Here is an 11,810-nt window from a genome sequence, read left to right on the forward strand (position 1 = left end):
TAGGGGTCAGAGGTTCAATCCCTCTAGCGCCCACCATCTCCACCCTCCCGAAGTCGTTGGGACCGAGCGACCGGGTTGCAGCCGGCGCGATCGCTTGCTAGGGCGTGGCTGATCCCCTTCCATGACAAAAGGATTCCGGCGTCGATGAACGCAAGACGGTCGTGCGGATCTTCCCGCCTCGTCGCCTGCCTCGGCCTGATCGCTGCGACGCTCTGCGCCTCCGTCGGCGCGCACGCGCAAGGGACGATTCGGACGAAACACGGCGACTGGGAGACGCGCTGCGAAACGCCGCCCGGAGCGTCCTACGAGCAGTGCGCCGCCGTGCTCAGCGTCGTCGACCAGGACCGGCCCAATCTGACCATGGTCGTCATCATCCTGAACACGGCCGACCGCAAGGCGCGGCTGATGCGCGTGATCGCCCCGCTCGGCATTCTGCTGCCCGCCGGGGTGAGCCTCAGAATCGACGGCGAGGATGCGGGCCGGCTCAACTTCCTGCAGTGCCTCGCCAACGGCTGCATCGCCCAGCTCGCGCTCGACGACAAGCTGATCGACAAGCTGAAATCCGGCAAGACGGCCACGCTCGGGGTCTTCCAGACCCCCGAGCAGGGCGTCGGCGTGCCAGCGCCGCTGTCCGGCTTCAAGGAAACCTACGAGCAATTGCCTTGACCGCGGCGGCGCCGTAACACCCGACCAATCGACTCTTCTCGTGACCGTGGGCGTCGCCATGCGCAAGACCCTTGTTCGTCCGCTCCTCGCTTTGGCGACGCTCGGCGCGCTCGCCGGCTGCAGTTCCGTCGAGAGCCTCCTGCCGCATTCCGATCCGGGGACCCAGCAGCTGATGCAGGGCGCCAATCCGCGCCCCGTGGCGCAGGTTTCCGGCAACCCGGCCGAGAAACAGGTGGCGCTGCCGGTCGTCTCGGCCGACATCAATTGTCCCGAGATTGACATCGCCGAGGGCGGCTCGGCCTATCGGGTCGGCGGCGCCGAGAATTCATCGGTGCGCTACCAGTTCAACATCAGCGAAACCGCGCGTGAGTGCGATCCCGCCGGCCCCGGGCAGGCCGCGATCAAGATCGGCGTCGCGGGCAATCTGGTGATCGGACCGGCCGGCTCTCCCGGCGCCTACAGCGTCCCGTTGCGAATCGCCGTGACCGAGGACGCCACCAAGAAGCAGGTCTACTCCAAGACCTACAAGATCGAGGCGACCGCCGACGCGACGAGCTCCGGTCAGTTCCGGATTGTCGCCGACCCGATCGTGGTCCCGATGCCGACGCTCCAGCTGATCAACGTCTATTCGATCTCGGTCGGGTTCGAGGGCGGCGGCGCCGCCGCGCCGCGCGCCCACAGGCGCAAGGCCGCCGGCTGAGCGGCGCGTTGACAAAGCCCCGGCCGTCAGGCTAGCTCCCTCATCGTCAGTCGAAGACACTTCGCGGAAGAGTCCGTCGGCGCGAGCCGCCGGCGCCGAAGGCGCAACCGCCCCGGAAACGCTCAGGCCACCAGGACCGCTGAAGTGATGACGCTCTGGAAAGCGGCGCGCGCCCGTCGGGTTCGCGTCCACCGACGGGGGTAGCCGCCGAAAGGCGGGAAATCTCTCAGGTCCCGCGACAGAGGGGGCGCCGAATCGGACCGTCCGCCGGACCCGGCGGGCGCTCTGCCGGCGCCTGAACTCGATCGGGGAACCCATGAGCGACGACGTCATCCTGAAGACGCCTCTCCATGCCCTGCACGTCGAACTCGGCGCGCGGATGGCGCCGTTCGCCGGCTACGCCATGCCGATCCACTATCCGGCCGGCGTGCTCGCCGAGCACCTGCACACGCGCAAGGCGGCGGGACTGTTCGACGTCTCGCACATGGGCCAGGCTCTGCTGGAGGGCCCGGACCATCGGACGGTCGCGGCGTTTCTGGAGACGGTGTGCCCGGCCGACCTCCTCGGTCTCGCGCCGGGCCGGCAGCGCTACACCCAGCTCCTCAACGACGATGGCGGAATCGTCGACGACCTGATGGTCACGCGTCCCCCCGGCGCCGACGGCGCGTTGCGCCTCGTCGTCAACGCCGCGCGAAAGGCCGTCGACACCGCGCGCCTCGCCGAACGCCTGCCCGACGGCGTTCGCCTCACGCCGCTGGACGACGCGGCGCTGGTCGCCTTGCAGGGTCCGCTGGCCGCGGCCACCCTCGCACGGCTCGCGCCCGGCGAGGACCTCGCGACCCTGGCCTTCATGGGCGCGCGGCCGGCGCGGATCGGCGACGTCGCGACCTTCGTCTCCCGCTCCGGCTACACCGGCGAGGACGGTTACGAGATCTCCCTGCCGGCCGCGCGCGCCGAGAGCTTCGCCCGCCGGCTGCTCGCCGAGCCGGACGTGGCGCCGATCGGACTCGGCGCGCGCGATTCGCTGCGGCTGGAGGCCGGGCTCTGCCTCTACGGCCATGAGCTCGACGAAACGGTCGACCCCGTCGAGGCGGCGATCGCCTGGTCGATCCAGAAGCGCCGCCGCGCCCAGGGAGGATTCCCGGGCGCCGCCCGCATCCTGCGGGCGCTCGCCGAGGGATCCGCCCGGGTGCGCGTCGGGCTCCGTCCGGAAGGACGCGCGCCGGCGCGCGAGGCGGCCGAGATCGTGTCCGCCGACGGCGCGCCGATCGGGATCGTCACCTCCGGCGGGTTCGGCCCGAGCGTCGGCGCGCCGATCGCGATGGGCTTCGTCGATCGCGCCCACGCCGCGGTCGGGACGCCGGTCGGGCTCGTCGTGCGCGGCAAGCCGCTTCCGGCGCGGGTCGCCGTCCTGCCTTTCCACCCCCACGCCTATTATCGCGGCTGAATCGAGAGACCCTGTCATGGCTGAGCTCCGCTACACCAAGGATCACGAATACGTCCGGATCGAAGGCGGCGAGGGCGTCGTGGGCATCAGCGATCACGCCCAGCGCCAGCTCGGCGACGTGGTGTTCGCCGAGAACCCGCGCGTCGGCACGATGCTGAAGGCCGGCGACCCGGCCGCCGTGGTCGAGAGCGTCAAGGCCGCGAGCGACGTGTTCGCCCCCGTCGCGGGCGAAGTCGTCGCCGTCAATTCGGAGGTCGAGGCCAAGCCCGGCCTGATCAACGAGGACGCGCTCGGAACCGGCTGGCTGTTCCGGATCCGGCTCGCCGACCCGAGCGAGGCCGCAGCCCTGATGGACGAGGCGGCCTACGCCGCCTTTCTCGAGACGCAGGCCTGATCGATGCGCTACCTGCCGCTGGACGGCGCCGAACGCGAGGCGATGCTCGCGCGGATCGGCGTCCCCGACGTCGACGCGCTGTTCGCCGACGTCCCCGCCGACAAGCGGATCGAGGGCCTCCTCGATCTGCCGCTGGCCAAGAGCGAGATGGCGGTGGAGCGGATCCTGTCGGCGATGGCGGCGCAGAGCCTCGCGGCCGGATCCGCGCCGTTCTTTCTCGGCGCGGGGGCGTACAAGCGCCACATTCCCGCGAGCGTCGACCATCTGATCCAGCGCTCGGAATTCCTGACCAGCTACACCCCCTACCAGCCGGAGATCGCCCAGGGCACGCTGAAAGTCCTGTTCGAGTTCCAGACCCAGGTGGCGACGCTGACCGGCATGGAGGTCGCCAACGCCTCGATGTACGACGGCTCCACCGCCTGCGGCGAGGCGATGCTGATGGCGCATCGTCTGACGCGACGCGGCAAGGCCGTGCTGTCGGGCGGCCTTCACCCGCAGTACGCCGACGTCGCAGCGACCCTGGCGCATTGCTCCGGCGACAGGATCGAGCGCCTCGCGCCGGATCCGCTCGCCCGCGAGGACCTCGCCGCCGCGATCGACGGCGAGACGAGCTGCGTCATCGTCCAGAGCCCGGACTTCTTCGGCAATCCGCGCGACCTCGCTGCCGTCGCGGCGGCGGCTCACGCGCGTGGCGCGCTGCTGATCGCGGTGTTCACCGATCCGGTGTCGCTCGGGGCGCTCCGATCGCCGGGCGCCATGGACGCCGACATCGTCGTGGGCGAGGGACAGGGGATCGGCAACGCCCTCTCGTTCGGCGGCCCCTACCTGGGCCTGTTCGCGACGCGGCTGAAATTCGTACGCCAGATGCCGGGCCGTCTCGCCGGCGAGACCGTGGACGCCGACGGCCGGCGCAGCTTCGTCCTGACGCTGTCGACCCGGGAGCAGCACATCCGGCGCGAGAAGGCGACGAGCAACATCTGCACCAATTCCGGCCTGTGCGCGCTGGCCTTTTCGATCCACCTCGCCCTGCTCGGCGGGGTCGGCCTGCGGCGGCTGGCGCGCGTCAATCACGCCGGCGCCGTCCAACTCGCCGAGCGTCTCTCCGCCGTGCCCGGCGTCGAGATCCTGAACGCGCATTTCTTCAACGAATTCACGCTGCGAACCCCGCGTCCGGGGGCGGAGGTGATCGAGGCCCTGGCGCGCCGCGGCGTCATCGGCGGGTTGCCGGTCTCGCGTCTCCTGCCGGCGGCCGGGCTCGACGACTGCATCGTCGTCGCCAGCACCGAGGTGAACAGCGACGACGACCGCGCCGCCTACGCCAGCGCGCTGGCGGATCTCTTGCGTTAGAGCATGATGAAATCAAGTGGAAACACCGCTGTCATTGCGAGCCGAAGGCGAAGCGATCCATGCCGCGGCAGCTTCCCCAGCGTGGATTGCTTCGCTTCGCTCGCAATGACGGACCTCAATTCATCCTGCCCTAGCCCGTTTCGAGGACACGACCGTCGATGAACAGAGAAGGCCGGCCGACCCGACCGGAGCCCGCCGAGGCGGGCTCGCGAACAACCTTCACCGGCGCGCGCGGCCTCGACATCGAGGAGGCGCTGATTTTCGAGACCGGCCGGTTGGACGCGACCGGCGTCGACATCGAGGAGGCGGCGCCGTTCGCTTCCCGGTTGGGCGCGCTCGCCAGCGACGCCGCGCCCGAACTGCCGGGCCTCACCGAGCCGGAGGCGGTCCGGCATTACGTGCGCCTGTCGCGCGACAACTACTCGATCGACGCCGGACTTTATCCGCTCGGCTCGTGCACGATGAAGCACAATCCCCGTCTCAACGAGAAGATGGCGCGGCTGCCCGGCTTCGCCGACGTGCACCCGCTGCAGCCGACCTCGACCGCGCAGGGCGCGCTCGCGGTCATCGAGGCGCTGGCGGACGCCCTCCTGGTCATGACCGGGATGAGCGCGATCGCGATGTCGCCCAAGGCCGGAGCGCACGGCGAACTCTGCGGCATGATGGCGATCAAGGCGGCGATCGCGGCGCGCGGGGAGGGGGCGACCCGGCATGTCGCGCTGGTGCCCGAATCGGCGCACGGCACCAATCCCGCGACCGCGGCGCTGATCGGCTTTTCGGTGCGCTCGGTTCCGGCCGGGGACGACGGAAACGTCAGCGTCGAGGCGGTCCGGGCGGCGCTCGCGCCCGACGTCGCGGCGATCATGCTGACCAACCCGAACACGGCCGGCCTGTTCGAGCGTCAGATCGTCGGCATCGCCGAGGCGGTGCGCGAGGCGGGCGCGTATTTCTACTGCGACGGCGCGAATTTCAACGCCATCGTCGGCAAGACGCGCCCCGGCGACCTCGGCGTCGACGCGATGCACATCAACCTGCACAAGACCTTTTCGACCCCGCACGGCGGCGGCGGCCCGGGCGCCGGGCCGGTCGCGCTGTCGTCGCGGCTCGCGCCGTTCGCCCCCGTCCCCTTCGTCCGGCGCGAGGGCGACGCGCTCCGGCTGGTCGAGCACGCCGAGGGAACCGAGTCGTTCGGCCGGATGAGCGCCTTTCACGGCCAGATGGGCATGTTCGTGCGGGCGTTGAGTTTCATCCTGTCGCATGGCGCCGACGGCCTGCGCCAGGCGTCCGAGGACGCGGTCCTGTCCGCCAACTATGTCCGCGCCTCGCTCAACGACCTGATGAGCGCGCCGTTCGGCGAGCGGATCTGCATGCACGAAGCCCTGTTCGACGACCGCTGGCTGAAGGACACCGGCCTCTCGACCCTCGATTTCGCCAAGGCGATGATCGACGAGGGCTATCATCCGATGACGGTGTACTTTCCCCTGATCGTGCACGGCGCGATGCTGATCGAGCCGACCGAGTCGGAATCCAAGGCGAGCCTCGACCGGTTCATCATGACCCTCAGGGACCTGGCCTTCGCGGCGAAGGCGGGCGAGCGCGAGCGCTTCACGGCGGCGCCGGTTTATGCGCCGCGGCGGCGGCTGGACGAGACGCGGGCGGCGCGTCAGCCGGTCCTGCGCTGGACCCGACCGCCGGCGGCGTGATCGCAACGGCTGCGTCTTTGTCCTGAGACGGATTTGTCCTAAGACAGGACGCCGGGCGGCGATACGCCCGCATGGGCCAGCGGAGCGCCGGATGGGACTCGCGAGCACACGGATTGGTTTGGCGGCGGCGGCCCTTCTCGCGGTTCTCGCGCTCGTCGGGATCGCGACGCCCGGCCACGCCGACAGCGCGCCTTCAGGACCGTCCGCTCCCGCGTCGGCCGGTTCGCCCCCGGCGCCGGGGGCGAACCCCCCAGCGCCGGCGCCCGGCCCTCAGGCCCCATCCGCCGCGAGCGGGACGCAGGCCGCGCCTGCCGCCGGCGCAGCTTCGCAGCCCCCCGCCGCGTCCGGTTCGCCGCCCGCCCCGGGAACCCCGGACATCGCCAGGCCCATGGAATCCGACAGGCCGACCCCGGAGGGCTCGACCGGCCAAACGGTCGACCTCGCCGCCCGGCCGTTCGCGTTCATCGAGGGCAAGGCGGATCGCGACGAGGTCTATTCCGCCATCCAGGGCTCGCTGGGTCTGGTCAGGCGCGAGATGGACAAGGCCGGCCTGAAACCGGCCGGCCGGCCGCTGGCGGTGTTCATTGAATCCGACAACACCGGTTTTCGCTACCGCGCCGGCTACCCGCTCGAGACCGCGGCGGCGGCCGGCAAGTCGGCGCTGTCGGAGGCGGTCAAGATCGGCGTCGCCCCCAGCGGCAAGGCGATGCGGTTCCAGCATCTGGGCGCCTATGCCGACATCGACGCGACCTATGATGCGATCACCGCCTATCTCGACGAAAAGGGGATCGACGCCCAGGATTCGTTCGTCGAGGAATACGTGAACGACGTGAAGGACGCCGACGATCCGAACCTCGAGGTCGACATCTACGTCCTGCTGAAATAGCCGCAGGCGCCCCGCGTAGGCCTCACGCGCGCTGACCATACCAATGTGTTGCAGCCGCTCTGGCCGACCCGGCGACCCGGATCGCGCAGAGTTCGTCCATTGGGACCGCGCGCAGGTCCTCGCTTCGGAACGGCGCGCTCGTTCCGGGCCTGTCGAGAGGGCCGCCGCAGCGCGCGAGGCGCCGCCCGTCGGGGCGGGGCTTCGCGCCAGCGCCTTTGGGAAAACCGGACACGGCCGCGTCGCCAACGGCCGCTGATTCGGGGGCGGCTACGCCCGCAAGAACCCATCAAAACGCCAATGTTCCGACACGATTTCTTGACCTTTTTCGGCCCGGATGACGTTGACCGTGGTCACGGTCTCATCGTTCGGGTTCCCTTTCCGCTCGGGTCGAGATTTGTCAGGCATGGCCGCTCCCGCTCTGTCCCCGTCCGCGCCGAGGGACCAGACTCTCGGCGAAGCGTCGCGCGCGGCGAATGCCCCGCTCCGGCGCGATGAGCGGCGGGTCGGCCTGCTCGCGCTCTGCCTGCTCGCGCTCGTGGTTGGAATCGTCACCGGCGTCGGCGCGGTCGCCCTGCGCGCGCTGATCGCGCTCATCCACAACGCCTCGTATCTCGGCATGTTCAGCTTCCGCTACGACGCCAACCTGCTCGAAGGGGCGAGCCGCTGGGGCGACTGGGTGTTCTTCTCGCCGATCGTCGGCGGCCTGATCGTCATCTACCTCGTGCAGACCTTCGCGCCGGAGGCGAAGGGTCACGGCGTGCCGGAGGTGATGGACTCGGTCTTCTACAAGGACGGCGACATTCGCTGGCAGGTCGCGGTGGTGAAGTCGCTGGCCTCGGCCCTGTCGATCGGCACGGGCGCTGCGGTCGGGCGCGAGGGACCGATCATCCAGATCGGCGCCGCGCTCGGTTCGGCCTTCTCGCAACTCATCCGCCTCGCGCGGTGGCAGAAGGTCACCCTGCTCTCCGCCGGCGCCGGCGCGGGGATCGCGGCGACCTTCAACACGCCGCTCGGCGGGGTGCTGTTCGCCCTCGAAATCCTGCTGCCGGAAGTGTCCAACCGGACCTTCCTGCCGGTCGTGATCGCCACCGGCGCGGCCACTCAGGTCGGCCGCATGCTGATCGGCCCGGACCCGGCGTTCAAGGTCCCGGAAATCCAGTTCGCCCCGACCGATGCGTTCAACCTGCAGGAGGCGCTCGCCTTCGTGGCGCTCGGCGTGCTCTGCGGCCTCGCCTCGTGGGCCTTCATTCGCCTGCTCGTCGTGATGGAGGACGGCTTTCCGAGACTGCCCGGCGGGCCCTATGTGCAGAACGTCGTCGGCATGGCGGTGATCGGCGCGATGATGGTCGGCCTCACCCGCGCGTTCGGCGATCCCTTCATCGACGGCGTCGGCTACGGGGTCATCCAGTCCGTGCTCGACCACCAGATGACCGCCGCGGGGCTGCTGGCGCTGCTGTTCGCCCTGAAGCTCATCGCCACCACCGTCAGCCTCGGCTCAGGGGCGTCGGGCGGCATCTTCTCGCCGTCCCTCTACCTCGGGGCGACGCTCGGGGGCGCGTTCGCCGCGGCGGTCGGCGTCGCCCTGCCGCATGCCGGGCTCACCGTACCGTCGGCGGCGATCGTCGGCATGGCGGCGATGGTCGGCGCCGGGACCGGCGGCGTGATGACCGCGATCGTGATGATCTTCGAGATGACGCGCGACTACGCCATCATCGTTCCGGTGATCGTGGCGGTGGCGGTGGCGTCCGGCGTCCGGCGGGCTCTGATCGGCGAGACGATCTACACCATCAAGCTGCGCCACCGCGGCCATCGCATCCCCAAGGAGCGCCACTACAACCTCTATCTGGTGAAACAGGCCGAGGACGTGATGGAGCGCCGTTTCCATCTGGTCGAGGCCGGCACGACGCTCGGCGACGTGCTCGGCGACGATTCCGACGACGATCTCCGCGCCATCGTCGTCGAACGAGACGGCCGCCTGGTCGGTCTCGTGCCCCCGCGATCGGGCCTGTGGCGCGAGGCGCGCATCCATCCGGACGCGCTGATCGACCGGTTCGTCGAACGCCCGCCCGCGATCTGCCGGAATACGGACCTTCTGAGCCTCGTGCTTGCGCGGCTCAAGCGTCATCGCGCCGGCGCCGCGATCGTGTTTCAAGGCGAGGGACGTCCGCGGGCGCGCGACGTCGTCGGGGTGGTGACCAAACGGGCGATCGCGGACGCCGTGATCGACAACTTCGAAGAGTAAGACGTCCCGGCTCGGCCGGCCCGGCGCTGTTCAGATCGCCATCGGCCGGCTTCGCCGGGCAGGGCCCCCGGGCGCCCGTCTGCGCCAATCGCGTGTCGGGCGGTAGGCGTTCGATCCGACCAACCCGGGAAGCGCGCCGGCGCCTCCTACTGCGCCGCCTCCGCCACCGGCGCCGCGGTGAGCGCCGCCGCGCCGGTCTCGAACTGCAGCCGCGCGAGCCGCGCGTAGAGGCCGTTCGCGGCGAGCAGCGAGGCGTGCGTCCCCTCCTCCACGATCGAGCCCGCCTCGAGGACCAGGATGCGGTGGGCGTTGACGATGGTGGCGAGGCGGTGGGCGATGACGAGCGTCGTGCGCCCTTTCATCAGCGTCTCGAGCGCGCCTTGCACCAGCGTCTCGTTCTCGGCGTCGAGCGCCGACGTCGCCTCGTCGAGCAGCAGGACCGGCGCGTCCTTGAGGATGGCGCGGGCGATCGCGATGCGCTGGCGTTCGCCGCCCGAGAGCGTCACGCCGCGCTCGCCCAAGAGCGTGTCGTAGCCTTGCGGCATGGCCGAGATGAAACCGTCGGCCGCGGCTTTCTTCGCGGCCGCCGCGATTTTCTCCCGCGACGCGCCCGGCGCCCCGTAGGCGATGTTGTCGGCGACGCTGGCCCCGAAGATGAACGCGTCCTGCGGGACGAGCGCGATCTCGGCCCTGAGCGCGGCCGGATCGAGTTTCGCGACGTCGACGCCGTCGAGCCGCACCACGCCGCGGGTCGGATCGTAGAACCGCAGCGCGAGCTGAAACAGCGTCGACTTCCCGGCTCCAGAGGGACCGACGATGGCGACCACCTCGCCGGGCGCGACGCGGAAGCCGACGTCGCTCAGAACCGGCTCGTCGCCGCGGCCGGGATAGGCGAAATCGACCGCATCGAAGGTCACTTCGCCGCGCACGGGTCGGGCCAGCGCCAGCGGCTTCGCCGGGGCCGCGATCCGGGGCTCGACCGCCAGCAGTTCGCCGATCCGCCCCGCGGCGCCGGCCGCCTGCGACACCTCGTTCCAGACCTCGGTCAATTGCCCGAGCGCGCCGGCGCCGAGCACGGCGTAGAGCAGGAACTGCGTCAGGGTTCCGCCGGACATGCTGCCGGCGACCACCGCCTGGGCGCCCGCCCACAGCACGATGACGACGCTGCCGAAGGCCAGGAACAAAGCGGCCGCGGTGACGACGCCGCGCGCCTGCGCCATGCTGCGCGCCGCCTCGTAGGCGCCGTAGGCCGCCTGGCGATACCGCCCGGCGGTGAATTTTTCCGCCACGAACGACTGCATCACGCGCACGGCGGACAGGCTCTCGGTGGCGAAGGCGGTCGCGTCGGCGAGCGTGTCCTGGGCGCGCCGCGAGCGCTGGCGAACCGCGCGCCCGGCCGCAAACAGCGGCAGCACGATCACCGGAATGGCCGCGAGGACGTAGGCCGAAAGCCAGGCGCTGGTGACGACCATCATCGCCACTGCGCCGACGAACATGAAGAGATTGCGCAGCGCGATCGAGGCCGACGATCCGAACGTCGCCTTGAGCTGGGTCGTGTCGGCGCTGAGGCGTGAGGCGATTTCGCCGGTCTTCTCGGCGTCGAAGAAGCCGGGGTCGAGCCGGGTCAGGTGGGTGAACAGATCCGAGCGCACGTCGGCGACCACCCGCTCGCCCAGCGTCATGACATAATAGTAGCGCAGCCCGGAGGCGATCGCGAGCACGGCGACGACCACCAGCATGCCGAGAAAATAGCTGCGGATCACGCCGGCGTTGGCGTCCGAGAAGCCGAAGTCGACCATCCGCCGCACCGCCACCGGGACGACGAGAGTCGCCGCGGACGCGACGAACAGCGCTGCGAGCGCGGCGGCGATTCGCCCTTTGTAGACGAGCGCATAAGGCAGCACCGATTTCAGGGCGCCGAGGGAGGCTCGGGGCGCCCGCCGACCGGCGTCGGTGGCGGAGGACATGTTCGGCTCCTGACTGTTGCCGGCGCTTTACGGCCCAAGTTTCGGCCGAAATCAAGGCCCGTCCCTGCGACGGATTGCATCGGGCGCCCTCGAGGGGCCGGTAGAAGCGGGCCCGCGGCCCGTGTCAACGCCGGATCCGAGGTCGCCGCTCGAAAGCGGGCGCCGCCCGGGATGAACGCGCCGGCGCGGGCAACCCGTCTTGCGCAAACCGGCGCGGCCCTTATACACCTCTCAAGACAACGTTTTTCGGACCTGCGTTCGGGTTCGAGGGGGGAGCGCCGCCGCCGTAACCAACGATGGCGCAATGGTGAAAGGGGCAAGCACATGAACAAACAACTGGCGGAATTCATCGGAACCTTCGCTCTCGTGTTCTTCGGCTGCGGGGCGGCGGTGGTCGGCGGCATGGGGAGCGGCGCCACGGCGGTCGATCTGCTCGGCATCGCCAGCGCCTTCGGCTT

9 protein-coding genes and 1 riboswitch are annotated in these 11,810 nt (G+C 70.3%); of the genes, 8 read left to right on the plus strand and 1 reads right to left on the minus strand.

All coding sequences use genetic code 11. The annotated features are described in order from the left end of the window. The first annotated feature begins 144 nt into the window (after positions 1-144). The 8 genes from DFR50_RS30330 to DFR50_RS30365 all read left to right on the plus strand — a co-directional run bounded on the left by DFR50_RS30330 (position 145) and on the right by DFR50_RS30365 (position 9,385). Positions 145-666 carry an invasion associated locus B family protein gene (locus tag DFR50_RS30330; protein WP_113893959.1) on the plus strand — a complete coding sequence of 174 codons (522 nt, stop codon included), beginning with the start codon at positions 145-147 and terminating at the stop codon, positions 664-666. Between the two features lie 40 nt (positions 667-706). Continuing rightward, positions 707-1,366, plus strand: coding sequence for a hypothetical protein (locus DFR50_RS30335; RefSeq protein WP_113893960.1), 660 nt, complete (start codon positions 707-709; stop codon positions 1,364-1,366). A 54-nt stretch (positions 1,367-1,420) separates the two neighbouring features. Then, positions 1,421-1,515: riboswitch (glycine riboswitch) on the plus strand. 167 nt (positions 1,516-1,682) lie between these two features. Next, on the plus strand, positions 1,683-2,813 hold the full coding sequence (gene gcvT / locus DFR50_RS30340; protein ID WP_113893961.1) for a glycine cleavage system aminomethyltransferase GcvT: 1,131 nt from the start codon (positions 1,683-1,685) through the stop codon (positions 2,811-2,813). Between the two features lie 16 nt (positions 2,814-2,829). Beyond that, positions 2,830-3,207, plus strand: coding sequence for a glycine cleavage system protein GcvH (gcvH, locus tag DFR50_RS30345; RefSeq protein WP_113893962.1), 378 nt, complete (start codon positions 2,830-2,832; stop codon positions 3,205-3,207). Between the two features lie 3 nt (positions 3,208-3,210). Further along, on the plus strand, positions 3,211-4,554 hold the full coding sequence (gene gcvPA / locus DFR50_RS30350) for an aminomethyl-transferring glycine dehydrogenase subunit GcvPA (RefSeq protein ID WP_113893964.1): 1,344 nt from the start codon (positions 3,211-3,213) through the stop codon (positions 4,552-4,554). Between the two features lie 158 nt (positions 4,555-4,712). Continuing rightward, positions 4,713-6,257, plus strand: coding sequence for an aminomethyl-transferring glycine dehydrogenase subunit GcvPB (gene gcvPB / locus DFR50_RS30355; RefSeq protein WP_113893966.1), 1,545 nt, complete (start codon positions 4,713-4,715; stop codon positions 6,255-6,257). 388 nt (positions 6,258-6,645) lie between these two features. Further along, positions 6,646-7,143 carry a GyrI-like domain-containing protein gene (locus DFR50_RS32415; RefSeq protein ID WP_170153451.1) on the plus strand — a complete coding sequence of 166 codons (498 nt, stop codon included), beginning with the start codon at positions 6,646-6,648 and terminating at the stop codon, positions 7,141-7,143. 403 nt (positions 7,144-7,546) lie between these two features. Continuing rightward, positions 7,547-9,385 (plus strand): chloride channel protein, encoded by a 1,839-nt coding sequence (locus tag DFR50_RS30365; protein WP_113893970.1) that lies wholly within the window; start codon positions 7,547-7,549, stop codon positions 9,383-9,385. 146 nt (positions 9,386-9,531) lie between these two features. Here DFR50_RS30365 and DFR50_RS30370 read toward each other — a convergent pair whose 3' ends face one another. Then, complete coding sequence (locus tag DFR50_RS30370; protein ID WP_113893972.1) at positions 9,532-11,352, minus strand: ABC transporter transmembrane domain-containing protein; 1,821 nt, start codon at positions 11,350-11,352, stop codon at positions 9,532-9,534. Positions 11,353-11,810: the final 458 nt, after the last annotated feature.

Origin of the sequence: Roseiarcus fermentans, assembly GCF_003315135.1 — a bacterium.
Taxonomy (GTDB): domain Bacteria; phylum Pseudomonadota; class Alphaproteobacteria; order Rhizobiales; family Beijerinckiaceae; genus Roseiarcus; species Roseiarcus fermentans.

Excerpts from the sequence above, each read along its gene's own strand:
- DFR50_RS30330 (WP_113893959.1), top strand. The coding sequence starts at position 145 with ATGAACGCAAGACGGTCGTGCGGATCTTCCCGCCTCGTCGCCTGCCTC.
- gcvT (WP_113893961.1), top strand. The coding sequence starts at position 1,683 with ATGAGCGACGACGTCATCCTGAAGACGCCTCTCCATGCCCTGCACGTC.
- gcvH (WP_113893962.1), top strand. The coding sequence starts at position 2,830 with ATGGCTGAGCTCCGCTACACCAAGGATCACGAATACGTCCGGATCGAA.
- gcvPA (WP_113893964.1), top strand. The coding sequence starts at position 3,211 with ATGCGCTACCTGCCGCTGGACGGCGCCGAACGCGAGGCGATGCTCGCG.
- gcvPB (WP_113893966.1), top strand. The coding sequence starts at position 4,713 with ATGAACAGAGAAGGCCGGCCGACCCGACCGGAGCCCGCCGAGGCGGGC.
- DFR50_RS32415 (WP_170153451.1), top strand. The coding sequence starts at position 6,646 with ATGGAATCCGACAGGCCGACCCCGGAGGGCTCGACCGGCCAAACGGTC.
- DFR50_RS30365 (WP_113893970.1), top strand. The coding sequence starts at position 7,547 with ATGGCCGCTCCCGCTCTGTCCCCGTCCGCGCCGAGGGACCAGACTCTC.
- DFR50_RS30370 (WP_113893972.1), bottom strand. The coding sequence starts at position 11,352 with ATGTCCTCCGCCACCGACGCCGGTCGGCGGGCGCCCCGAGCCTCCCTC.